This is a genomic window from Streptomyces sp. NBC_01166, from assembly GCF_045039765.1.
In the GTDB taxonomy this organism is placed as follows: domain Bacteria; phylum Actinomycetota; class Actinomycetes; order Streptomycetales; family Streptomycetaceae; genus Streptomyces.
Genome location: NZ_CP108613.1, coordinates 2113210 through 2134982 on the forward strand (window position 1 = coordinate 2113210; position 21773 = coordinate 2134982).

A 21773-nucleotide genomic window follows, 5' to 3' on the forward strand; every position below is an offset into this window, starting at 1 on the left:
AACACCGCCGGAGACCGACGGGCCGCGGCAGCCCTTCCGCCGCGGCCGTGCCGTACCCGCGCGTCAGCTCTGCTGCCGCGACCGCGCCTTGTACGCCGCCTTGCGGGCGGCCTTCGCGGCGCCGCGGTCGCTGTGGAGGCGGCCCATCGCCTCCAGGACCTCGGCGGTCGCCGGGTGCTCCACCCTCCAGGCCTCGTCGAAGAAGCCGCTGTGCTGGCCGGAGAGCCCCTCGACCAGCTCCTGGAGCTCGTCCAGGTCGCCGTCGGCGTCCAGTTGGGCGGCGATCGTGTCCACGGCCAGCCAGAAGATCATCGACTCCGGAGGCGCGGGCACGTCCGCCGCGCCGCGCTCCGCGAGCCAGACCCGCGCCAGACCGCCGAGCTCGGGATCACCCAGCACGGCGCGCACCGCGGGCTCGGCCTCCGGGCCGACCAGGGCGAGGGCCTGCTGGCAGTGGAGCCTGCGCAGCGGTGCCCGCCGGTCGCCGCCGCGCGCCGCGTCCAGGAGCTCCACAGCGGCGGCCTCCGCCCCCTCGGCTCCGCGTCGGCCGAGCCAGAGACCGACCTCGGTGCGCGCGGCCTCCTCGGGGTAGTACGCGATGCCGTCGAGGAGGGCGTCGGCCCCCTTGTCGGCGAGGTCACCGACGGCGGGGGCGTCCACTCCGGCCTCCAGCATCCGCTCCCGGATGCCGTAGAGGCCGAGGGGCGTCAGCTTCACCATGCCGTAGCGGGTGACGTCCTCGTCGTCGGCGGGCGGTGTCGCCGCCTCGCCCTCCTCGGTCAGCAACGTCTCGTCCACCGGCCGGTATTCGACGATCCCGATGGGTTCGAGGACCCGGAACTGGTCGTCCAGCCGCATCATCGCCTCGGACACCTGCTCCAGGACGTCGTCGGTGGGCTCCCCCATGTCGTCGGGCACCACCACCGAGGCGGCGAGGGCCGGCAGCGGCACGGGGCCGTCGGCGGGACCGGCCTCCGAGAGGGTCAGCAGGTAGAGGTTGCCGAGCACCCCGTCGAGGAATTCGGCCTCCTCCTCCGGGTCCCAGTCCAGGGCGTCGAAGTCGACGCTGCCGTCCTCACCGATGAGATCGGCGAAGTCGTCGAAGGCCGGGGCGGTGGCGTCCGCGTGCACGGCCTCCAGCCCGTCGAGCCAGATCGCGAGGACGTCCTGCGGGGATCCGGAGGTCAGCAGCGCCAGGTTCTCGCCGGCCGTGACGGTGCCCTCCGCGTCGCCCTCCCCGGTCCCGTCGGCGTCCTGGGGGTCCTCGAAGTCGACGAGCCCGGTGTCGACGGCGAGGCGCCACGCCTCGCTGGCGTATGCGGCGCCGTCCTCGTCGTCGCCGAGTCCCAGGTGCTGTGCGGCCTCGGGCAGCTGCGCCTCGACGAGCTCACCACCGGCGCCCACCCGGGTCGCCGGCCCCGCCCAGCGGGCGAGGCGGACGGCGCGGGCGAGCAGCGGAGCGGCCAGCGCGTCCCGTGCCAGCTCGGCCTCGGTGTGCAGCCGCACCGGCGGCAGGGAGGGGCGCTCTGCGGACATCAGGGGGTTCTCCTCGGGGCGTGCGCGGGCTGTGTGCGAGGGGCCGGCCCAGTGCGTACGGGGCCTTGGCCGCCCCCCAGCGTAGACGCATTTCGTCCCGAGCCGCCCGGTTCTCCTACAGGCCGGACGCGAGGCTGAGCGCAGGTGTGTAGCGGCGGACGGTACTGCGCCGCAGGGCGGGGTGATTCCGGACCCGGTGCCACTGCGGTGTCGTGGATCCGACCCCGTCGCCCGAGGCGGCGAGCGCGTCGACGTGGGCCTGTGCGCTCTCCCACTCGGCATAGTTGAGCACCCGCGTCCCGTCCGTACTGACGTGGAAGTGCGCCGAGATGCCGCCGGGCGCCGGCGCCGGATCGGACTCGAGCGCCTCGAACACCGCGTCCACCCAGTCACGTTGGCGAGCAGGGTCCGGCCCGTCGAGCTCGATGTCGACGATCACGACGCAGCCCGGCTCCCGGTTGTCCTGCTTCACCCCCGAGCGGTACAGCTCGAACGCGCGCAGCCCGAGCCGCTCGATGCCGGGAACGGCCGCGTCGATCTCGGCGACACGCTCGTCACGGCCTGTGCGGGCGAATTCCCGGTGGACGGATTCGTCGGTCCACTGCGAGTGGTGGAGCAGCGTCTTCCCGTCCTCCCCGGTGAGCACGGTGTACGAGAGAAGTCCGGGGTGCGGCCACTCGCGGGCCGCCCAGGCGGCACGGATGGCCTCGACCGTCAGGCGCTGCCGTTCGGGGGTGCCGACGTCCCAGGTGCTGACCTTGACGATCCCCGCGTCGGGACGGGTCAGCTCGGGACGGGAGTTGAACTGCACGGCGGGCATGGCGTGATCCTCTCCGGCGCACCCTCGCGGTGCGCCTTCGATCACCACTCTCATACGTCAAGTGCGCTTGAGGTCAAGGCCGGTCATCCGGCCGTCCGCGCACGCCACGCAGTCGTGTTCAGCTCGTCCATCAGGCGTATGTCGTGGCCCTCCAGCGGGAAGACGCGCGCCCCCGTGTCCGGGGCGGCGGCGATCTCCAGGGCGTCGCCCTCGATGAGGTCGCCGCCTTCCTGGGTGGAGACCCAGGCCAGCGTCGACGTGACGCTCGCGCCGGGCTTCAGCATGACCTCCTCCGGCCCCTCGTCGTTGCCGAACATCGATCCGCCCGCGTTCACGGGTACGGGGATGCGTTCGCCCTCGTCACCCAGCGCGCGGACGGACGGGTAGCCGTGGACGCGGTAGGGCTGCTTCCCGCAGTTGGTGAGCGTGAGGGTGACGGCGCGGTGGAACATCGCCGTCTGCACGGGGCCCATCTCCACGACCACACCGGAGGCGGGGCAGCCGTCGGCCGGCGCGGCGGGCGTGGGCGCTCCCTGGGCGGGGGCCTCCGTCGTGGCCCCGGCGCCCGGGGCGGGCTCGGCGTCCGCCGGCCGCGTCGTGCGGGTGGGGCCCGGCGACGGGCCCGGCTCCCCCTCGCCCGCGGGGACGAGGAAGCCGGCACAGCCGGACAGCGTCAGCGTGGCCGCCGTGAGCGCGGCGGCCGAGATCGTTCTCCGTACGCGCATGCCGTGCACCCACCCCCGGAACGGTTTGTCGCAACCGCGTTCGATCATGCCAGACGCCTCATCCACCGTTCAGCGTCTCTTGCCCTTCACCTCAAGCAGAACTAAGTGGACCCGCACACACCGGAAGCCGAGACTGCGGACATGACATCCCACACGGCCAGGCCCTTCGGCCGCGCCCTCTGCGCCATGATCACCCCGTTCACCGCCGCAGGTGACCTGGACCTGGACGCCGCCCGCCGGCACGCCTCCGGTCTCGTCGCGGACGGCTGCGACGGCCTCGTGCTCAGCGGCACCACCGGCGAGTCACCGACCACGACGGACGAGGAGAAGACCGCGCTGCTGCGGGCCGTCCGGGAGGCGGTCGGCGACTCCGTCCCGCTCGTCGCGGGCGTGGGCAGTTCCGACACCCGGCACACGGTCCGGCTGGCGCGGGAGGCCGAGGCCGCGGGCGCCGACGGGCTGCTGGTGGTGACGCCGTACTACAGCCGTCCCCCGCAGGCCGCCGTGGAGGCGCACTTCCTCCGGGTCGCGGAGGCCACGGGCATCGGGCTGATGCTGTACGACATCCCGGGCCGCACGGGCACGAGGATCGAACCGGCGACACTGCTCCGTCTGGCCGGACACCCGCGCGTCGTGGCGGTCAAGGACTGTTCGTACGACCTGCTCGCGGCCGCCAAGGTGATGGCGCGGACCTCGCTGGCCTACTACTCGGGGTGCGAGGAGCTGAACCTTCCGCTGTACGCGCTCGGCGGGGCCGGCTATGTGAGTACGGTCGCCAACGCGGCCCCGCGTCAGATGCGGGCCGTGCTGGACGCGTTCGACGCCGGCGACACGGCGGAGGCGGCCCGTCTCAACGGGCTCGCCGCCCCGCTGATCGAGGCCATGATGGCCGCCGGCCTGCCCGGCACGGTCACGGCGAAGGCGCTGCTGGACGCGGGCCCGGTCCGCGAACCGCTGCAGCCCGCCGGCCGCGAGGCGGTCGACGGGCTGCGCGGGGTGTACGGGGAACTCCTCGCCGCTACGGACTAGTCGTTGCTGTGCAGTACGTCGTTGAGCCCGTCCCAGACCGCGTTGTTCGGGCGGGCCTCGACGGCGCCGGTGACCGAGTTGCGGCGGAAGAGGATGTTCGAGGCGCCGGAGAGCTCGCGGGCCTTGACGACCTGGCCGTCGGGCATCGTGACCCGGGTGCCGGCCGTGACGTAGAGCCCGGCCTCGACGACGCACTCGTCGCCGAGCGCGATCCCGATGCCCGCCTCGGCGCCGATCAGGCAGCGCTGCCCGATGGCGATGCGCTCCTTGCCGCCGCCTGACAGCGTGCCCATGGTGGACGCGCCGCCGCCGATGTCGGAGCCGTCGCCGACGACGACGCCCGCGGAGATGCGGCCCTCGACCATGGAGGTGCCGAGGGTGCCCGCGTTGAAGTTCACGAAGCCCTCGTGCATCACGGTCGTACCGGAGGCCAGGTGGGCCCCGAGCCGCACCCGGTCGGCGTCGGCGATCCGCACGCCCTTGGGCGCGACGTAGTCCGTCATCCGGGGGAACTTGTCCACCGAGGTGACCTGGAGGTGCAGGCCCTCGGCGCGGGCGTTGAGCCGGACCTTCTCCAGGTCGTCGACGGCGACCGGGCCCAGCGAGGTCCAGGCGACGTTGGCGAGGTAGCCGAACATGCCGTCGAGGTTCTGCCCGTGGGGCTGCACGAGACGGTGCGAGAGCAGGTGCAGCCGCAGGTAGATGTCGTGCGTGTCGAGCGGCTTGTCGTCCAGTGAGGAGATGACCGTGGACACGGCGACGATCTCCACGCCGCGGCGTGCGTCCACGCCGATGGCCTTGGCCGCGCCGTCGCCGAGACGGTTCACCGCCTCCTCGGGGCTCAGGCGCTGCGTCCCGGCCGGGCCGGGCTCCGCGGCGAGCTCGGGGGCGGGGAACCAGGTGTCGAGGACGGTGCCGTCACCGGCGATGGTGGCGAGGCCGGCGGCGACGGCGCCGGTGGTGCGGGCGGAGCCCTGGGAAGTCGTGTCGGTCATGAACAGAACCTAACCGTCGGAGCCCCGCGCGGGCGAACCGGTCTCAGTTGCCGGAGCGTGTTCGCCCGGAGGAAGGGGGCGACCGGGTCCCGCACCGCTCGTCGCCCGCGGCCCGGACGAGGGTTCGCGCAGCCGCCGCGCCGCCAGCACGGCAACGCCCGCACCGCACGCGAGGGCCGCGCAGAGGGGCCAGAGCAGGGAGGGCGCGGCGGTGTACAGCGCACCGCCCAGGGGTGGGGCGAGGACCTGGCCGCTGATCGAGGCACCGGCGTACAGGCTCTGGAACCTGCCCTGGGCGTGGAGCGGCGCCTGGTCGGCGACGTAGGCGGTGGCCGTCGTCTTGTAGAGGATCTCGCCCAGGGTCAGCGACACCATCATCGAGACGGCGAACAGGGCGCCCGCCCCGGGGATCAGCACCGCGTAGCCGAGTCCGACGAGGAGCAGCCCGGTCCCGACGACGGTCAGCGGCGCCCGGCGGCGCAGGGCGTGCGCGGCGGGGAGTTCGAGGCAGAGGATGACTCCCCCGTTGACCGCGATCAGCCAGCCGTAGAACTGGGTGCCGTAGCCGTGGTCGGCGAGGAAGACGGGCAGGGTGGAGTACTGCTGACGGTAGACGAGGTCGACGCAGACGATCGCGGCGAGCAGGACCAGCACCGCGGGTCTGGCCCGGAGTTCGCGCCGGAGGCCCGGTGCGTGCGGATCGTGCGTGCGCAGGGTGTGGGCGGTGCCGCGGGACGGCAGGATCGCGGCCGCGTAGCCGGCGAAGAGCAGGGTGCCCACTCCGTCCGCGACGAAGAGCCGGTCGTACGAGGACGCGGCGGCGATCAGCGCGCCGAGGGGCGGCCCGACGGTGAAACCGCCGTTGGAGGCGAAGCGGGTGAGGGCGAAGCTCTGGCGGCGCCTTCCGGCGGGGACGGAGACCGCGACGAGCGCCGCGTTGGCCGCGCGGACGACCCCCGAGGCGTACTGGGCCAGCGGCAGCACCGCGTACAGGGCGGCCAGGGGCATCAGAGGGAGGGCGACGAGCGCGGCACCGCTCACACAGGCGCCGGTCAGGAGCATCCTCCGGTGGCCGTACCGGTCCCCGAACCAGCCGCCGGTGAAGTTTCCCCCGACCAGACCGATCCCGCCCATGCCGCTGATCACGCCCGCCTGGGCGACGGAGAGCCCGCGCGGTCCGGTGAGGTACACGAAGAGATAGACGAAGGTGAAGCTGACGACGGCGTTGAGGAAGGCGCCGAACGCCAGGAGCCGCACCGTTCTCGGTACGCCGCGCAGCATGCCCATCCCGCCCCCCGGGCAGTGAGTTCCTTTTGGGAACGGACTATGGCAGCCTGGGATCCGCAGGTCAACCGAGCAGGGCGCGCAGAAACTGCCGGCACCGGTCGCACTCCGGCAACGGAACGCCACCCTTCCGGCAACGGAGCGCCACCCGGGCACCGGAGGGAAGGGAGACGATGACGACTGCCGCGGAGGACCCCGGGGAGACGGCGTGGGTACGGGGACTGGTGGGCACCGGGCTGCCGGAGCTGCGACTGCCGGACCACGAGGGCGCATCGCGCGACCCCGTCGCCGCCACGCCGTACACGGTGCTGTATTTCTTTCCCGGCGCCTACTCGCTCCAGGACGCCTATCCGCCGGGGTGGGCCGGGATCCCGGGCGCGAGAGGCTGCACCTTCGAGTCGTGCACCTACCGCGACCAGCTGGCGGAGTTCACGGAGGCCGGTGCGACCGTGCACGGCGTGTCCACCCAGCACCCGGACGAGCAAAGGGCGTTCGCCGAGAAGGAGAAGCTGCGCTTCCCGCTGCTCTCCGACGCCGGACTGACGCTGACGGCCGCACTGCGGCTCCCCACGTTCCGCACGGCGGGCATCAGCCGGCTGAAGCGGCTGACGCTGGTGACGGGCCGGGACCGTACGGTCGTCGAGGCCCTGTATCCCGTCACGGACATCGAGGCGAGTGTGCGGGCGGCACTGGCGGCCGTCCGGCGGGGCACCGCCTGACCGGTGTCAGCGGCCCGCCCCGTCCGCGACCCTGGCCAGCATCTCCCTGGTGTACTCCGGGTCGAAGTCGCCGCCGGTGAGCAGCACCTGAAGGCTGATCCCGTCCAGCAGGGCCGTGAGCGCCCGCGCGGTGGCCCGGTCGGTGCGGTCGGCGATCAGGACGGCAAGGGCGTCGGCCCACTCGGCGGCGACCTGCCGCAGGGCGGGCCGGCGGAGGGCCGCGAGGTACAGCTCGTACTCCAGGGCCAGCGGCCCGCGCCCCGCGGCGAACCACTCCCCCAGCAGCCGGGTCAGCTCGTCGGCGAGCGGGACCTCGGGGTCGGAGAAGTACGGGCTCTCCCGCACCGTCCGGGCGAAGCTCTCGTTGCACCGGCGCAGGGCGGCGACCAGCAGTTCGTCGAGCGAGCCGAAGTGATACGTCGTCGAGCCGAGCGGCACGTCGGCCTCGGCGGCCACGGTGCGGTGGCTGAGCCCGCCGATACCCCGGTCCGCGACGACGCGGATGGCCGCGTCGATGATGCGCTCACGCCGCTCGGGGTCGTACCGCCGGACCATCAGTGGGCTCCTCCGAGATTGAGGACGACGACCCCCGCGACGACCAGAGCGATGCCCGCCAGCTTGACGAGGCCCGCGGACTCCCCCATCCAGAGGATGCCGATCGCGGCGACGGCCGCGGTGCCCGTCCCCGCCCAGATGGCATAGGCGGTGCCGATCGACAGCGTCTTGAGGGTCTGGGCCAGCAACGCGAAGGCCAGGACATAGCCGACGACGGTGATGAGCGAGGGCCACAGCCTGGTGAACCCCTCGCTGTATTTCATGGCCGTCGTCCCGGCCACCTCCGCCGCTATGGCCGCGGCCAGCATTCCGTATCCCATGCGTACAAGCGTACACAACGTTGCGTACGGCCGTACACAAGAACGGTGCACCCTTATCGTGACCGGCCAGGAAGGGATTCGGGTCCACCCCGGGACGCTACGGTGTCCGCACCGGTAGGACCGGATGACAACCGGACGATACGAGCAACGGAGCAGTGGTGGCGCAGGACGCAGGGTGGGGCGGGGGCGCCTACGGGGGCGCGGCGTACGGCGGAAGTCCCTACGGGGGGCCGCCGGGATGGGGCGGCTGGGTGCCACCGCCGAAGCCGGGAGTCATACCGCTCGCCCCGCTGAAGCTGGGGGACGTGCTGGGCGGGGCGTTCTCGACGATGGGCAGGTACTGGAAGCAGCTGTTCGGCATGGCCGCCGCGCTGTACGGCGGGGCGGCGCTCCTGATGGCGGCGGCGGTGGCCATCGCCTACTCCGCCGTCTCCGACCACCTGGAGCGGGTGGTCTCCCTCGACTACGACGAGGGGGCCTCGTCCTCGGACATCGTTCCGCTCGTGACCGCGGGCTGCCTCCTCGCCTTGCTGGGCATCGTCACCATGGCGGTCGTCTCCGGCCTGATGTACGCGGCGGTCCCGGCCGTGCTGCAGGAGGCGGTCCTGGGCAGGCCCGTGGCCTTCTCGACGGTATGGCGGAGGGCCTGGGCCCATGTCACCCCCGTGATCGGCGCACTGATCCTCACCGCCCTGGTCGCGATGGTGCCCGTGCTGCTCGTCATGGCGGTTTTCATCGGGGCGATCATCAGCCTCGTCACGATGGACAGTGGCGGTGGCGCCGGCACCGCCATCACGCTGGGCGTCGTCGGCGTCCTGATCACCGGGCCGCTGGCGGCCTGGATCTGGATAAAGGTGAGCCTGGCACCCGCGGCCGTGGTCTTCGAGGGCCGGGGGCCCGTGGCCGCGCTGCGCCGCTCGTCCCAGCTGGTGCGCGGCGACTGGTGGCGGATCTTCGGCATCACGCTGCTGGCCGGCGTGATAGCGGGCGCGGCCGGCTATGTCATCCAGATACCCTTCTCGGTCCTCGGCCTCTTCCCCGGCATGGTCGGGACAGCATCCCTGGAGGACGACCCGAGCCCCGCGGCGGTGATGGTCGCGATGAGCGGTTATCTGGTCGCGACCCTCCTGGGGCAGCTCGTGAGCCAGATCATCTCGACGACGTTCCCCCAGCTGGTGACCGGCCTGCTCTACGTCGACCGGCGGATGCGGACGGAGAACCTGGGCCCCGTCCTGGCCGAGGCCGCCGGCGTCCCCGCGCAGGGCCCGGTACCTCCGCCGTACGGGGGCGGCGCCCCGCAGTGGTGACCCGGCCGGGGCGGGAGCCCCGGCCGCGCCGGGTCACCCACCGCGGGAGGTGGCACCGGCCGGACCCTCCTGATCCGGGCGCGAGCAGCCGCCCGGGCGTCAGCCGTTCGACAGCTGCTCGCGCAGGACCGCACCCGCGGTGACGGGCTCGCGGCCGATCAGGGTGGCCAGTGTCGGGTCGACGGTGGCAAACTCCCCCGCCCGGGCGGCGGTGAAGATGCCCAGGAGCTGGTCCGCGGTCTCCGCGGGAACCCCCCGGCCCACCGCCTGCTCGAGGAACTGACCGTCGGGCACGGTGATCCTCGTGAGGGTGCGGCCCGTGACCTCGGTGGCTATGTCTGCCAGGTCGCCGAAGGTGAGCGCCCGCCCTCCGGTGAGCGGCGGCGTGGGGCCGTCGAAGCGGCCTTCGTCGGCCAGGACGGCGGCGGCCGCCTCCGCGAGGTCTCCATGAGCGGTCCAGCTGACCGGCCCGTCCTCGGGGAGCGCGAGCCGGCCGGACTCCAGGGCCTGGCCGACGAAGTGCGCGGCGCTGGCGGCGTAGAAGCCGTTACGCAGCGAGGTGAAGGGCACGCCGCAGGCGCGCAGCGCCTCCTCGGTGGCGGCGTGGTCGCGGCACGCCTGGAAACGCGAGGACTCCCCGGCCCCCATCTGGCTGGTGTAGAGGATGCGCCGGGCACCCGCCGCGACGGCCCCCTCGATCGCGACGCGGTGCTGCTTGACGCACTCGTCGCCCATTTTGTCGACCGAGACGATGAGCACCTGGGTGGCGCCCTCGAAGGCATGGGCGAGGCCGGCCGGGTCGGTGAAGCTTCCCTCCCGCACCCGCACCCCCCGCTCGGCCAGCGCCCGTGCCCTCCGCGGGTCGCGGACACTGACGCCGACCCGGTCCGCCGGCACGCGCGTGAGCAGTCGCTCGACGATCTGACGCCCCAGCTGTCCGGTGGCTCCGGTCACGATGATCATGATGCGCTCCCAAGTGTGGCGATGACATGGTTCCGTCGGAACCACTTGAACGGTACCACCGGTACTAACATCGTGACCATATCTCTGTTATCGACGATACTAACGACGGAACCGGTCAAGCGGTATCGTTGATCCATGCCATCACCTTCACGCGGCAGGGACGGCGCCACCGCCGCGAGGTCCGACACCGCGCCCCCGGCCCGGGAGCAGACCCGGCAGCGGGTCATCGAGGCCGCCATCGGCCTTCTGACGACCGGGGGCCGCGACGCGGTCACCACCCGGGCGGTCGCCGACGCCGCGGGCCTGCAGCCGCCCGCCATCTACCGGCTGTTCGGCGACAAGGACGGGCTGCTCGACGCTGTGGCCGAGCACGGATTCGCCACGTTCCTCGCGAGCAAGCACGTCGACCCCGACCCGCGGGATCCCATCGAGGACCTGCGAGCCGGCTGGGACGTCGCGGTCGAGTTCGGTCTGGCCAATCCGGCGCTGTACACCCTGATGTACACCGAACCCGCCAGGTCCGGCTCGGCCGCCTTCAGGACCGGCATGGAGATCCTGATGGGCCGTGTCCGGCGCCTGGCGGCCGGCGGCTGGCTGCGCGTCGACGAGGAGCTCGCGGCCCAGATCATCCACGCCATGGCGCGCGGCGCAGTGCTCACCTGGCTGTCCCTGCCCGAGGACCGGCGCGACCCCGCGCTGTTCACCACGCTGCGGGAGTCCATGGTCACCGCCGTCACCAACCAGGAGCCGGCCGTGCGGGACGCGGGCCCGGCAGGCGCCGCCCGCGCTCTGCGCGCCGTACTGCCCGAACAGACGCCCCTCAGCAGCGCGGAGCGGCACCTGCTGAGGGAGTGGCTGAACCGCCTGGCCACCGAGGGCTGAGCACACACGTAAAAGGCCCCCGGCGCAGTGCCGGGGGCCTTCCAGGACGTCTGGCTCAGACGTTGAAACCGAGCGCGCGAAGCTGCTCGCGACCGTCATCGGTGATCTTGTCGGGGCCCCACGGCGGCATCCAGACCCAGTTGATCCGGAGCTCGTTGACGATACCGTCCGTCGCGGACTTCGCCTGGTCCTCGATGACATCGGTCAGCGGACAGGCCGCCGACGTCAGGGTCATGTCGAGGGTCGCGATGTTGGCGTCGTCGATGTGGATGCCGTAGATCAGGCCCAGGTTGACCACGTCGATCCCCAGCTCGGGGTCGACCACGTCGTACAGGGCCTCGCGGACCTCCTCCTCGGAGGCCGGCTTGGTCGTAAGAGTCTCGTTGTCGCTCATGCCGTCTTCCCTTCGGACAGCGCCTGCGCCGTCGCGTCCTTCCACGCCATCCAGCTCAGCAGCGCGCACTTGACCCGGGCCGGATACTTGGAGACGCCGGCGAACGCGACCGCGTCCTCCAGCACCTCCTCCATCGCGTCGTCCGGCTCCAGCTGACCCTTGGACTGCATCAGTTCCAGGAAGGTCTCCTGGATCTTCTGCGCCTCGCCGAGCTGCTTGCCCACCAGAAGCTCGTTGAGCACGGAGGCGCTGGCCTGGCTGATGGAGCAGCCCTGGCCCTCGTAACTGACGTCGGCGATGGTGTCGCCGTCGTACTTCACGCGGAGCGTGATCTCGTCGCCGCACGTCGGGTTGACGTGGTGCACCTCGGCGTCGCCGTCCCGCAGGCCACGCCCGTGGGGGTGCTTGTAGTGGTCCAGGATCACTTCCTGGTACATGGAATCAAGCTTCACCAGTCAACCCTCAGCCGCTCTGCCATCTAACCGAAAAAGTTCCGCACGTGCTCGAGCCCGTCCACCAGGGCGTCGACCTCGGCGGGCGTGGAGTACAGATAGAACGACGCTCGCGTCGTCGCAGGAATTCCGTACCTCAGGCACACCGGGCGTGCGCAGTGGTGTCCGACCCGGACCGCGATGCCCTGCTCGTCGAGCACCTGGCCCACGTCGTGCGGGTGGATGTCGCCGAGCGTGAACGAGATCGTCGCGCCCCGGTCCTCGGCCGTCGCCGGGCCGATGATCCGGAGGTCCGGAACCTCCAGGAGCCGCCTCACCGCGTACTGGGTGATGGCCTGCTCATGGCGGTGGATGTTCTCCATGCCGATCGAGGAGAGGTAGTCCACGGCCGCGCCGAGGCCGACGGCCTGCGCGATCGGGGGCGTGCCCGCCTCGAACTTGTGCGGCGCGGGGGCGTACGTCGAGGAGTGCATCGACACGGTCTCGATCATCTCGCCGCCACCGAGGAACGGCGGCAGGTCCTCCAGGAGCTCCTGCCGTCCCCAGAGCACGCCGATGCCGGTCGGGCCGACCATCTTGTGGCCGGTGAAGGCCACGAAGTCGGCCTGCAGCGCCTGCACGTCGAGCACCATGTGCGGGGCCGCCTGCGAGGCGTCGATGCAGACCAGCGCGCCGACCTGCTGGGCGCGGCGGATGATCTTCTCGACCGGGTTGATCGTGCCCATGATGTTGGAGACCAGCGTGAAGGAGACGATCTTCGTCTTCTCCGTGATGATCTCGTCGATGTTGGACAGGTCCAGCCGGCCGTCGTCCGTGATGCCGAACCACTTGAGCTTCGCGCCGGTGCGCTGCGAGAGCAGCTGCCACGGCACGATGTTGGAGTGGTGCTCCATCTCGGTGGTGACGATCTCGGTGTCGCTGTCGACCCGGTAGGGCTCGTCCGCCCAGCCGAGCATGTTGGCGACGAGGTTCAGCGACTCCGAGGCGTTCTTGGTGAAGATCACCTCGTTGCGGCTGGGTGCGTTGATGAAGGCCGCGACCTTGTCGCGAGCGCCCTCGTACAGCGCGGTGGCCTCCTCGGCGATCGTGTACACGCCGCGGTGGACGTTGGCGTTGTGCCGCTCGTAGTACTCGTTGAGCGCGTCGAGCACCTGCCGCGGCTTCTGCGAGGTCGCCGCGCTGTCCAGGTAAACGATCTTCTTGCCGTCGTGGACCGTGCGGTCCAGGATCGGGAAGTCCTTGCGGATCGCCTCGGTGTCGAGGAGGCCGGAGAGCCCCTGTCGGGCGTCAGTCACGCGGAAGCGCCACCCTTCGTGTAGGCCTCGTAGCCCTCGTTCTCCAGCTGGTCGGCCAGCTCGGCACCGCCGGAGGCGGCGATCCGGCCGTTGGCGAAGACATGCACGTAGTCGGGCTTGATGTACTTGAGGATGCGTGTGTAGTGCGTGATCAGCAGGGTGCCGACCTCGCCGGTCTCGCGCACGCGGTTGACGCCCTCGGAGACCGTCTTCAGCGCGTCGACGTCCAGACCGGAGTCGGTCTCGTCGAGGACCGCGATCTTCGGCTTGAGGAGCTCCAGCTGAAGGATCTCGTGGCGCTTCTTCTCACCGCCGGAGAAGCCCTCGTTGACGTTGCGCTCGGCGAAGGCCGGGTCCATCTGGAGCTGGGCCATCGTCTCCTTGACCTCCTGCACCCACGTCCGCAGCTTGGGGGCCTCACCGCGGACGGCGGTGGCGGAGGTGCGCAGGAAGTTGGAGACCGAGACACCGGGGATCTCGACCGGGTACTGCATGGCGAGGAACAGGCCGGCGCGGGCCCGCTCGTCCACGGACATCTCCAGGACGTCCTCGCCGTCCAGGGTCACCGTGCCACTCGTGATCGTGTACTTGGGGTGACCCGCGAGCGAGTACGCGAGGGTGGACTTGCCGGACCCGTTCGGGCCCATGATGGCGTGGGTCTCGCCCTGCTTCACGGTCAGGTCGACGCCCTTGAGGATCTCCTTCGTGGCGTTGTCGGCCTCGACGGAGACGTGCAGGTCGCGGATTTCAAGCGTTGCCATGGGTGACTCAGGACTCCTGGGTGACGGAGACGAGCACATCGTCCCCTTCGATCTTTACGGGGTATACGGGGACGGGGCGCGTCGCGGGAAGACCGGACGGCTTGCCGGTGCGGAGGTCGAAGCTCGATCCGTGCAGCCAGCACTCGATCGAGCAGTCCTCCACCTCGCCCTCCGACAGCGAGACGTTCGCGTGCGAGCAGATGTCGTTGATCGCGAACACCTCGCCCTCGGTGCGGACGACGGAGACCGGCGTGCCGTCGAGCTCCACCCTCTTCGGGGTGTCGTCCTCCAGCTCGCTCAGCGCACAGGCTTTGACGAAGGCCATCAGACCGACGCCTTCAGCTCGGTCTCGATCTTGTCGAGGAGACGGGCTTCGACGTCGGGCAGACCGATCTGCTGGACCAGCTCGGCGAAGAAGCCGCGCACGACGAGTCGGCGGGCCTCCTCGGCCGGGATACCGCGGGACTGCAGGTAGAACAGCTGCTCGTCGTCGAAGCGGCCGGTCGCCGAGGCGTGGCCGGCGCCGACGATCTCGCCGGTCTCGATCTCCAGGTTCGGTACGGAGTCGACACGGGCGCCGTCGGAAAGAACCAGGTTGCGGTTCATCTCGTAGGTGTCGGTGCCCTCGGCCGCGGCCTGGATGAGCACGTCACCGATCCAGACGGCGTGGGCGCCGTCGCCCTGGAGCGCGCCCTTGTACACGGCGTTGGACTTGCAGTGCGGCGTGTTGTGGTCGACCAGGAGGCGGTGCTCCTGGTGCTGGCCCTTGTCGGTGAAGTACAGGCCGAAGAGCTCGGCCTCGCCGCCCGGGGCCGCGTACGCGACGCGCGGGTGGAGACGGACGAGGTCCCCGCCGAACGTCACGATGATCGACTTGAAGGAGGCGTCGCGGCCGACCAGCGCGTTGTGCTGGCCGACGTGGACGGCCGTGTCGTCCCAGTCCTGGACGGAGACGACGGTCAGCTTGGCACCGTCGCCCAGGACGTATTCGACGTTGGCCGCGAGCACTGCGTCACCGGTGTGGTCGATGACGACGACGGCCTCGGCGAAGGCGCCCAGCTCGATGACCTGGTGGCCGTAGGCCACGCCGCCCTCGCCGTGCACGGTGATCCGGACCGGCTCGCTGAGCACGGCCTCCTTGGCGACCGTGACGACCGAGGCGTGCTGGAAGGACGAGTACGCCTGGGCGGCGACCCGGTCCACCGGCGTCCCGGCCTTGCCGAGCCGCGCGTCGTCGCGGCCGACGGTCTCCACCGTGACGCCCGAGGGCGCCTCGACGACGACCTTGACACCGTCACCGGTGGCGACGGCGGTGCCGTCGTGCAGGCCGCGCAGCCGCTCCAGCGGCGTGAACCGCCACTCCTCCTCGCGGCCGTGCGGGACCGGGAAGTCCGCGACGTCGAAGGACGGGGGCGCGCTCATGCGCGTGGCGACGGTGGACTCGGCCGCCACCGCGATGGAACCGGCGGTCGTCGAACCGGCCGGGATGTTCTGAGCCTCAGCCATGGCTGTCGTAGTGCTCGCTTTCTCAGTCAAGAACTCTTCGGGACGCGGTCGGCGGGCGTGCTAGCCGACCGAACCCTCCATCTGCAGCTCGATCAGCCGGTTGAGCTCCAGGGCGTACTCCATGGGCAGCTCCTTGGCGATCGGCTCGACGAAGCCGCGCACGATCATCGCCATGGCCTCGAACTCCGTCATGCCGCGGCTCATCAGGTAGAAGAGCTGGTCCTCGGAGACCTTGGAGACGGTCGCCTCGTGACCCATCGACACGTCGTCCTCGCGGACGTCGACGTACGGGTAGGTGTCGGAGCGGGAGATGGTGTCCACGAGCAGCGCGTCGCACAGGACGTTGGACTTGGCGCCCGGCGCACCCTCGCCGATCTCGATGAGACCGCGGTAGGAGGTGCGGCCACCGCCTCGCGCCACCGACTTGGAGACGATGTTGGAGGAGGTGTTCGGAGCCATGTGGACCATCTTGGCGCCGGCGTCCTGGTGCTGGCCCTCGCCCGCGAAGGCGATGGACAGGGTCTCGCCCTTGGCGTGCTCGCCCATCAGGTAGACGGCCGGGTACTTCATGGTGACCTTGGAGCCGATGTTGCCGTCGACCCACTCCATGGTCGCGCCCTCGTACGCCACGGCGCGCTTGGTGACCAGGTTGTAGACGTTGTTCGACCAGTTCTGGATGGTCGTGTAGCGGCAGCGGCCGCCCTTCTTCACGATGATCTCGACGACCGCGGAGTGCAGCGAGTCCGAGGAGTAGATCGGCGCGGTGCAGCCCTCGACGTAGTGGACGTAGGCGTCCTCGTCGACGATGATCAGCGTCCGCTCGAACTGGCCCATGTTCTCCGTGTTGATACGGAAGTAGGCCTGGAGCGGGATCTCGACGTGCACGCCCTTCGGCACGTAGATGAAGGAGCCACCGGACCACACGGCGGAGTTCAGCGAGGCGAACTTGTTGTCACCGACGGGGATGACGGTGCCGAAGTACTCCTTGAAGAGCTCCGGGTGCTCCTTGAGCGCGGTGTCGGTGTCCATGAAGATGACACCCTGCGCCTCGAGCTCCTCGTTGATCTGGTGGTAGACCACCTCGGACTCGTACTGCGCGGCGACACCGGCGACCAGGCGCTGCTTCTCCGCCTCCGGGATGCCGAGCTTGTCGTACGTGTTCTTGATGTCCTCGGGCAGGTCCTCCCAGGACTCCGCCTGCTTCTCCGTGGACCGCACGAAGTACTTGATGTTGTCGAAGTCGATGCCCGACAGGTCCGAGCCCCAGTTCGGCATGGGCTTCTTGCCGAACAGCTTCAGGCCCTTGAGCCGGAGCTTCAGCATCCACTCCGGTTCGTTCTTCTTCTCCGAGATGTCGCGGACGACAGCTTCGGACAGGCCGCGCTTCGCCGCCGCGCCTGCCGCGTCGGAGTCGGCCCAGCCGAATTCGTACGTGCCCAGGCCGTCAAGCTCAGGGTGGGCAGTCTCCGTAGGGAGCGTCATGCGGGGTTCCTCCCGGCCGTACTTGCAGATGCTGAATGGGTGGTCTGTGAAGTCTGTGGTGCCGTGGGGCTGCTGCGCGGAACGAACGTCGTGCACACACCGTCGCCGTGGGCGAGGGTGGCGAGACGCTGCACATGGGTCCCGAGCAGGCTGGAGAAGAATTCCGTCTCCGCCTCGCACAGCTGCGGGAACTGCTCGGCTACGTGCGCGACCGGGCAGTGGTGCTGGCACAGTTGCTCGCCCTGCTGAAGGCCGGGCGCGCTGCGCGCCGTAGCAGCGTACCCGTCGGCCGACAAGGCCTTGGCCAAGGCCTCGGTGCGGGCCTCGGGGCCCGCGGCCTCGATCACGGCCCGGTACTTCTCGGACTGGGAGGCCATCCTGGCGCGGGCGAAGGCGACGAGCGCCTCGTCCCCCGCCGTGTCGGCGATCCAGCGCAGAGCGTCGGCGGCGAGCTTGTCGTAGGACTGGTCGAACGCGTCCCGGCCGCAGTCGGTGAGGGCGAAGACCTTGGCCGGACGGCCGCGGGTCCGCGCTCCGTAGACCCGCTGTTCACGGGCCTCGACCACATCGTCGGAGACGAGTGCGTCCAGATGGCGACGGACGGCGGCCTGGGTCAGGCCGACGCGCTTCGCCAGATCGGCGACGGTGGACGGGCCGTGGTCCAGGATGGAGCGCGCGACCCGGTTGCGCGTCGAGCGCTCACCGGTCGCGAGTTCCTCCTGGGGAGCCTCGCCAACGTATTTCACAACGCCATTGTTGCGTAATTCCTCCGGGCCTGACAACCCACCTCCCGGCCGGGCGCGGTGCCCTTCATCACTTAGGCAGACCTAAGTTGACCTGCGAAAACAGACGATCACAGCAGGCCGTCGCAGGTGGGCGCTCTCCGGACCGGCAGGTGGCCGGACCGCCGGAAAGCCTCCCGGGACCTGGGGGAACCCGGCGCGCCGGACCCCTCACCTGCCAGCCTAGACTTGCCCGCCATGAGCAGTGAGCCCGTCGTACAGGCCAGGGGCCTCGTCAAGCGGTACGGCACCAGAGCAGCGGTCGACGGCCTCGATCTGAAGGTCGCGGCGGGCGCCGTGACCGCGGTCCTCGGCCCCAACGGCGCCGGCAAGACCACCACGATCGAGACCTGCGAGGGCTACCGCCGTCCGGATGAGGGGACCGTACGGGTCCTCGGTCTCGACCCGGTCGCGGACGCCGCGGCGCTCCGCCCCCGTATCGGCGTGATGCTGCAGTCCGGCGGCGTCTACTCGGGCGCCCGGGCCGACGAGATGCTGCGCCACATGGCGAAACTGCACGCCCATCCGCTGGACGTCGACGCCCTCGTCGAACGCCTCGGGCTCGGCAGCTGCGGCCGGACCACCTACCGCCGGCTCTCCGGCGGCCAGCAGCAGCGCCTCGCGCTGGCCATGGCCGTCGTCGGCCGCCCCGAGCTGGTCTTCCTCGACGAGCCGACGGCGGGTCTCGACCCGCAGGCCCGCCGCTCGACCTGGGACCTGGTCCGGGAGCTGCGCACCGACGGGGTCTCGGTCGTCCTCACCACCCACTTCATGGACGAGGCCGAGCAGCTCGCCGACGACGTCGCCGTCATCGACGCGGGCCGGGTCATCGCCCAGGGCAGCCCGGAGCAGCTGTGCCGCGGCGGCGCCGAGAACACCCTGCGCTTCACCGGCCGCCCCGGCCTGGACCTCGGCTCGCTGCTGAAGGCGCTGCCCGACGGCAGCGAGGCGGCCGAGCTCACCACGGGCGCCTACCGCATCACCGGCCGGATCGACCCGGAGCTGCTGGCGACCGTCACCTCCTGGTGCGCCCAGCACGGTGTGATGCCGGACGGCATCGCGGTGGAGCGGCACACCCTCGAGGACGTCTTCCTGGAACTGACCGGCAAGGAGCTGCGCGCATGAGCGCCGGTACGTACACCCCGCGCCCCGGCGCCGCCCCGCTGCCGCGCATGATCGCCGCGCAGGCCGCGCTGGAGACGCGGATGCTCCTGCGCAACGGCGAACAGCTGCTGCTCACCGTGGTCATCCCGACACTGCTGCTCGTGCTGTTCAGCGCGGTCGACATCGTCGACACGGGCACGGGTGAGCCGGTCGACTTCCTGGCTCCCGGCGTCCTGGCGCTCGCGGTGATGTCCACGGCCTTCACGGGCCAGGCCATCGCGACCGGATTCGAACGCCGCTACGGGGTGCTCAAGCGGCTGGGCGCCTCGCCCCTGCCCCGCTGGGGACTGATGGCGGCGAAGACCGTCTCGGTGCTGGTCACGGAGGTGCTGCAGATCGTCCTCCTGACGGTGATCGCCTTCGCTCTGGGCTGGTCGCCCGAGGGCAGCCCGTTCGCCGTTCTGCTGCTCCTCGCCCTGGGCACCGTGGCCTTCTCCGGGCTCGGGCTGCTGATGGCGGGGACGCTGAAGGCCGAGGCGACGCTGGCGGCTGCCAACCTGGTCTTCCTGCTGCTGCTGGTCGGCGGCGGGGTCATCGTGCCGCTGGACAAGTTCCCGGACACGGTGCAGTCGGTGCTGGGCCTGCTGCCGATCTCGGCGCTCTCCGACGGGCTCAGGGACGTCCTCCAGCACGGGACGGCGCTGCCCTGGGGAGACGTCGCGGTCCTGGCCGTCTGGGCGGTCCTGGGGCTGGGCGCGGCGGCCAGGTTCTTCCGCTGGGAGTGAGCGGCCGCTGCCCGCCGGGATGTCCCGGCTCAGCCGGTAATGCCCACCCCTCGTGAAAACATGCACAAGCCGTTCCCTACGATAGGGCGCGTGGAAACCCCCATCTCCTACATCGCCAAGCGCTGGACACCGTCGGTGAAGACGGCCAAGCGCGCCGCACTCTCCGCGGTGGTGATGAGCGTCTTCATCATCATCACCGGCGGCGCGGTCCGGCTGACCGGTTCCGGCCTGGGCTGCGACACCTGGCCCAAGTGCACCGACGACAGCCTCTTCGCGACGCCCGAGCAGGGCCTGCACGGCGCCATCGAGTTCGGCAACCGGATGCTCACCTACGTCCTGTCGGCCGCGGTCGGCTGGGCGATCATCGCGGCGCGCTCGCTGAAGCCCCGCCGGCGCGGTCTCACCCGCCTGGCGTGGTCGCAGTTCTGGCTGGTGATGGGGAACGCCGTGATCGGCGGGATCACCGTCTGGGCGGGTCTCAACCCGTGGTCGGTGGCCGGGCACTTCCTGCTCGCCAACTGCCTGCTCACGGTGGCCGTGATCACCTGGGTGAGGATCGGCGAGGGCGACGGAGCCCCGCGTCCGCGCGCCCCGCGCCCGGTGCGGCAGCTGTCCTGGGCCATCGTCGCCACCACGGTCCTCCTGATCGTCCTGGGCACCACCGTGACCGGCTCCGGCAAGCACGCCGGTGACAGCAGCGACGTACCGCGCATGCCGTGGGACTGGAGCGCCGCCGCGCACATCCACGCCATCGCCGCCTGGGTCGTCTGCGTGCTGGCCCTCGCGATGTGGTTCGCCCTGCGCGTCGTCGACGCCCCCGCGGACACCCGGGCACGCGCCCGGGACCTGCTGATCGTGCTGGTGGCGCAGGGCGGTATCGGTTACGTCCAGTACTTCAACGACGTGCCCGAGCTCCTGGTCGGCCTCCACATGTTCGGCTCGGCGCTGCTGTGGATCGCGGTGCTGCGTCTGCTGCTGTCGCTGCGCGAGCGCCCGGCGGCCGACGCCGGCATTCCCGCGCCCGCGGCTGCCGGAGAGCTGCCGGAGCACGCCGCCGCGCGCTGAGCAAGACCGCCTCCCCGGCACGTTCCACCCGGCGTTTCGGACACAGTGCGTCCGTCCGCTGGACGGGTGCCGCCCCGCCCTCCACCATGGTCCCGGTCGACGACCGCGCGTCCGTCCGGGGGAAGGTGGGGCGATGGGCTCGTGCTCCGGGGCACACCGCATGGCCTGTTTCTACGAGAAGAGCTACGACGTAGGGGCCTTCAAGGACCGCGCCCAGCCCCTGCGCCGCGACGAACTCCCCGCGGTACCCACCCGCGCGCCCCTGCTGATACCGGTGGCCGGGGTGCTGCTGCTGGTGGCCGGCTTCTCCTGGAAGCTGGTCCTGCTCGAACTTCTGCTCGTCCCCGTCCTGGTGCTCCTGGCACGCCGGCGGGTGCGGGCACGGCTCAGGGCCCGTGAGAAGGCGGCGGCGTTCGCTGAGCGGGCGTACGCGCCTGCGGGCAGCGGCCGGTCGGGCTCGGCGATCCGGCACTGTTCCGGGTGCACGGGTGTCCTCGTACGCGCGAAGGACACCGACTCCCCGGACGACTACTCCACGCCCACCGACGCGGACGGCTGGGAGGCCTGGGCCCGCGGCCGGGGCGCGGAGTTCGGACCGGCCTCTCGGCCGGCCGAACCCGAGAAGCCTTAGGCCTTGTCGTTGGACGGGCCGCCGACCTGGATGCCCGCCATCCGGGACCACTCGTACGGGCCCGTGCGGACCTTGGCCGCGAACTCGCCGTCGAAGTCCTCGTGGACCGTGATGCCCGCCTTCAGCGTGGCGCTCTCGGCGACGGCGTAGGAGGGCGCGACCAGGTCGCCCCAGCCACCGTCCTCGCCGACCAGCACGATGCGGGTGCCCATCTGGCCGAGGTAGGCCAGCTGCCCCTCGGCGCCGCCGTGCGCCTTGGCGAAGGCGCCGATCTGCTTGGCGAGCTTCGCAGCCCTGCGCTCCGCGCGGGCCGCGTGCTTGCTGTCGTCCGTCTGCTGCGTCTGAGGCTCTGCCGTCTCTGCCATGGACAGGATGCTACCG

At 71.1% G+C, this 21773-nt stretch carries 24 protein-coding genes and 1 pseudogene; 8 read left to right on the top strand and 17 right to left on the bottom strand.

Translation table 11 applies throughout. The features are described from left to right. Positions 1–63 precede the first annotated feature (63 nt). From OG379_RS09775 to OG379_RS09785, 3 genes are all read right to left on the bottom strand, one after another. Positions 64–1536, bottom strand: coding sequence for a hypothetical protein (locus OG379_RS09775; RefSeq protein WP_405661245.1), 1473 nt, complete (start codon positions 1534–1536; stop codon positions 64–66). 115 nt (positions 1537–1651) lie between these two features. Next, positions 1652–2356: an antibiotic biosynthesis monooxygenase gene (locus OG379_RS09780; RefSeq protein WP_405661248.1), complete on the bottom strand. Its 705-nt coding sequence runs from the start codon at positions 2354–2356 to the stop codon at positions 1652–1654. Between the two features lie 83 nt (positions 2357–2439). Next, on the bottom strand, positions 2440–3081 hold the full coding sequence (locus OG379_RS09785; protein WP_405668463.1) for a DUF4232 domain-containing protein: 642 nt from the start codon (positions 3079–3081) through the stop codon (positions 2440–2442). Positions 3082–3222: 141 nt separating this feature from the next. Between OG379_RS09785 and dapA the strand changes: the two genes are divergently transcribed. After that, complete coding sequence (gene dapA, locus OG379_RS09790; RefSeq protein WP_405661250.1) at positions 3223–4110, top strand: 4-hydroxy-tetrahydrodipicolinate synthase; 888 nt, start codon at positions 3223–3225, stop codon at positions 4108–4110. On the opposite strand, the gene dapD is transcribed toward dapA, so the two are convergent. Together dapD and OG379_RS09800 are read right to left on the bottom strand one after the other, a co-directional pair. Then, complete coding sequence (gene dapD / locus OG379_RS09795; protein ID WP_405661253.1) at positions 4107–5105, bottom strand: 2,3,4,5-tetrahydropyridine-2,6-dicarboxylate N-succinyltransferase; 999 nt, start codon at positions 5103–5105, stop codon at positions 4107–4109. The genes dapA and dapD overlap by 4 nt on opposite strands. Before the next feature lie 9 nt (positions 5106–5114). Continuing rightward, on the bottom strand, positions 5115–6392 hold the full coding sequence (locus OG379_RS09800; protein WP_405661256.1) for an MFS transporter: 1278 nt from the start codon (positions 6390–6392) through the stop codon (positions 5115–5117). 164 nt (positions 6393–6556) lie between these two features. Here OG379_RS09800 and OG379_RS09805 point away from each other — a divergent pair. Next, positions 6557–7108 (top strand): annotated as a pseudogene (locus tag OG379_RS09805) (peroxiredoxin); the annotation flags it as partial. A gap of 6 nt (positions 7109–7114) precedes the next feature. On the opposite strand, the gene OG379_RS09810 reads toward OG379_RS09805, so the two are convergent. Beyond that, complete coding sequence (locus OG379_RS09810; RefSeq protein ID WP_405661257.1) at positions 7115–7663, bottom strand: TetR/AcrR family transcriptional regulator; 549 nt, start codon at positions 7661–7663, stop codon at positions 7115–7117. After that, positions 7663–7983, bottom strand: a complete 321-nt coding sequence (locus tag OG379_RS09815; RefSeq protein WP_405661258.1) for a DMT family transporter — start codon at positions 7981–7983, stop codon at positions 7663–7665. The genes OG379_RS09810 and OG379_RS09815 overlap by 1 nt, the downstream gene beginning before the upstream one ends. A 158-nt stretch (positions 7984–8141) precedes the next feature. On the opposite strand from OG379_RS09815, the gene OG379_RS09820 reads away from it, so the two are divergent. Beyond that, on the top strand, positions 8142–9290 hold the full coding sequence (locus OG379_RS09820) for a hypothetical protein (protein ID WP_405661260.1): 1149 nt from the start codon (positions 8142–8144) through the stop codon (positions 9288–9290). Between the two features lie 99 nt (positions 9291–9389). Here the strand turns inward: OG379_RS09820 and OG379_RS09825 are convergent, their stop codons facing one another. Continuing rightward, a complete protein-coding gene (locus OG379_RS09825) occupies positions 9390–10253 on the bottom strand; it encodes an NAD(P)H-binding protein (RefSeq protein WP_405661262.1) in 864 nt (287 codons plus the stop codon). A gap of 135 nt (positions 10254–10388) precedes the next feature. Here OG379_RS09825 and OG379_RS09830 point away from each other — a divergent pair, with 135 nt between their 5' ends. Continuing rightward, a complete protein-coding gene (locus tag OG379_RS09830; RefSeq protein WP_405661265.1) occupies positions 10389–11135 on the top strand; it encodes a TetR/AcrR family transcriptional regulator in 747 nt (248 codons plus the stop codon). 55 nt (positions 11136–11190) lie between these two features. Here the strand turns inward: OG379_RS09830 and OG379_RS09835 are convergent, their stop codons facing one another. Genes OG379_RS09835 through OG379_RS09870 form a run of 8 tightly spaced genes read right to left on the bottom strand, consistent with a single transcriptional unit; the run spans position 11191 to position 17771 of the window. Beyond that, positions 11191–11529: a metal-sulfur cluster assembly factor gene (locus OG379_RS09835; protein WP_093539690.1), complete on the bottom strand. Its 339-nt coding sequence runs from the start codon at positions 11527–11529 to the stop codon at positions 11191–11193. Continuing rightward, positions 11526–11981 (bottom strand): Fe-S cluster assembly sulfur transfer protein SufU, encoded by a 456-nt coding sequence (sufU, locus tag OG379_RS09840; RefSeq protein WP_104789963.1) that lies wholly within the window; start codon positions 11979–11981, stop codon positions 11526–11528. The genes OG379_RS09835 and sufU overlap by 4 nt, the downstream gene beginning before the upstream one ends. Before the next feature lie 26 nt (positions 11982–12007). Further along, positions 12008–13276: a cysteine desulfurase gene (locus OG379_RS09845; RefSeq protein WP_099176100.1), complete on the bottom strand. Its 1269-nt coding sequence runs from the start codon at positions 13274–13276 to the stop codon at positions 12008–12010. Next, positions 13273–14037: a Fe-S cluster assembly ATPase SufC gene (gene sufC / locus OG379_RS09850; protein ID WP_405661269.1), complete on the bottom strand. Its 765-nt coding sequence runs from the start codon at positions 14035–14037 to the stop codon at positions 13273–13275. Before sufC ends, OG379_RS09845 begins: the two co-directional genes overlap by 4 nt. Before the next feature lie 7 nt (positions 14038–14044). Continuing rightward, complete coding sequence (locus tag OG379_RS09855) at positions 14045–14362, bottom strand: bifunctional 3-phenylpropionate/cinnamic acid dioxygenase ferredoxin subunit (RefSeq protein WP_018555702.1); 318 nt, start codon at positions 14360–14362, stop codon at positions 14045–14047. Then, complete coding sequence (sufD, locus tag OG379_RS09860) at positions 14362–15543, bottom strand: Fe-S cluster assembly protein SufD (protein WP_405661271.1); 1182 nt, start codon at positions 15541–15543, stop codon at positions 14362–14364. Before sufD ends, OG379_RS09855 begins: the two co-directional genes overlap by 1 nt. Before the next feature lie 60 nt (positions 15544–15603). Continuing rightward, positions 15604–17025: a Fe-S cluster assembly protein SufB gene (gene sufB / locus OG379_RS09865; protein ID WP_031094525.1), complete on the bottom strand. Its 1422-nt coding sequence runs from the start codon at positions 17023–17025 to the stop codon at positions 15604–15606. Beyond that, positions 17022–17771, bottom strand: a complete 750-nt coding sequence (locus OG379_RS09870; RefSeq protein WP_405661273.1) for a helix-turn-helix transcriptional regulator — start codon at positions 17769–17771, stop codon at positions 17022–17024. Before OG379_RS09870 ends, sufB begins: the two co-directional genes overlap by 4 nt. A gap of 234 nt (positions 17772–18005) precedes the next feature. Between OG379_RS09870 and OG379_RS09875 the strand changes: the two genes are divergently transcribed. The 4 genes from OG379_RS09875 to OG379_RS09890 all read left to right on the top strand — a co-directional run bounded on the left by OG379_RS09875 (position 18006) and on the right by OG379_RS09890 (position 21392). Next, a complete protein-coding gene (locus tag OG379_RS09875) occupies positions 18006–18932 on the top strand; it encodes an ABC transporter ATP-binding protein (RefSeq protein WP_393755332.1) in 927 nt (308 codons plus the stop codon). Further along, a complete protein-coding gene (locus OG379_RS09880; protein WP_405661276.1) occupies positions 18929–19696 on the top strand; it encodes an ABC transporter permease in 768 nt (255 codons plus the stop codon). Before OG379_RS09875 ends, OG379_RS09880 begins: the two co-directional genes overlap by 4 nt. Before the next feature lie 81 nt (positions 19697–19777). Continuing rightward, positions 19778–20761, top strand: a complete 984-nt coding sequence (locus OG379_RS09885) for a COX15/CtaA family protein (RefSeq protein ID WP_405668465.1) — start codon at positions 19778–19780, stop codon at positions 20759–20761. Positions 20762–20894: 133 nt separating this feature from the next. Then, entirely contained in the window at positions 20895–21392 is a 498-nt protein-coding gene (locus OG379_RS09890; RefSeq protein ID WP_405661278.1) for a hypothetical protein, read from the top strand. Here the strand turns inward: OG379_RS09890 and OG379_RS09895 are convergent. After that, positions 21389–21757: a hypothetical protein gene (locus tag OG379_RS09895; RefSeq protein WP_393755338.1), complete on the bottom strand. Its 369-nt coding sequence runs from the start codon at positions 21755–21757 to the stop codon at positions 21389–21391. The two genes, OG379_RS09890 and OG379_RS09895, sit on opposite strands and share 4 nt — an antisense overlap. Positions 21758–21773 lie beyond the last annotated feature (16 nt).

Coding starts and splice junctions, on each gene's coding strand:
- OG379_RS09775 (WP_405661245.1), bottom strand. CDS start 1,536: ATGTCCGCAGAGCGCCCCTCCCTGCCGCCGGTGCGGCTGCACACCGAG.
- OG379_RS09780 (WP_405661248.1), bottom strand. CDS start 2,356: ATGCCCGCCGTGCAGTTCAACTCCCGTCCCGAGCTGACCCGTCCCGAC.
- OG379_RS09785 (WP_405668463.1), bottom strand. CDS start 3,081: ATGCGCGTACGGAGAACGATCTCGGCCGCCGCGCTCACGGCGGCCACG.
- dapA (WP_405661250.1), top strand. CDS start 3,223: ATGACATCCCACACGGCCAGGCCCTTCGGCCGCGCCCTCTGCGCCATG.
- dapD (WP_405661253.1), bottom strand. CDS start 5,105: ATGACCGACACGACTTCCCAGGGCTCCGCCCGCACCACCGGCGCCGTC.
- OG379_RS09800 (WP_405661256.1), bottom strand. CDS start 6,392: ATGGGCATGCTGCGCGGCGTACCGAGAACGGTGCGGCTCCTGGCGTTC.
- OG379_RS09810 (WP_405661257.1), bottom strand. CDS start 7,663: ATGGTCCGGCGGTACGACCCCGAGCGGCGTGAGCGCATCATCGACGCG.
- OG379_RS09815 (WP_405661258.1), bottom strand. CDS start 7,983: ATGGGATACGGAATGCTGGCCGCGGCCATAGCGGCGGAGGTGGCCGGG.
- OG379_RS09825 (WP_405661262.1), bottom strand. CDS start 10,253: ATGATCATCGTGACCGGAGCCACCGGACAGCTGGGGCGTCAGATCGTC.
- OG379_RS09830 (WP_405661265.1), top strand. CDS start 10,389: ATGCCATCACCTTCACGCGGCAGGGACGGCGCCACCGCCGCGAGGTCC.
- OG379_RS09835 (WP_093539690.1), bottom strand. CDS start 11,529: ATGAGCGACAACGAGACTCTTACGACCAAGCCGGCCTCCGAGGAGGAG.
- sufC (WP_405661269.1), bottom strand. CDS start 14,037: ATGGCAACGCTTGAAATCCGCGACCTGCACGTCTCCGTCGAGGCCGAC.
- OG379_RS09855 (WP_018555702.1), bottom strand. CDS start 14,362: ATGGCCTTCGTCAAAGCCTGTGCGCTGAGCGAGCTGGAGGACGACACC.
- sufD (WP_405661271.1), bottom strand. CDS start 15,543: ATGGCTGAGGCTCAGAACATCCCGGCCGGTTCGACGACCGCCGGTTCC.
- sufB (WP_031094525.1), bottom strand. CDS start 17,025: ATGACGCTCCCTACGGAGACTGCCCACCCTGAGCTTGACGGCCTGGGC.
- OG379_RS09875 (WP_393755332.1), top strand. CDS start 18,006: ATGAGCAGTGAGCCCGTCGTACAGGCCAGGGGCCTCGTCAAGCGGTAC.
- OG379_RS09880 (WP_405661276.1), top strand. CDS start 18,929: ATGAGCGCCGGTACGTACACCCCGCGCCCCGGCGCCGCCCCGCTGCCG.
- OG379_RS09890 (WP_405661278.1), top strand. CDS start 20,895: ATGGGCTCGTGCTCCGGGGCACACCGCATGGCCTGTTTCTACGAGAAG.
- OG379_RS09895 (WP_393755338.1), bottom strand. CDS start 21,757: ATGGCAGAGACGGCAGAGCCTCAGACGCAGCAGACGGACGACAGCAAG.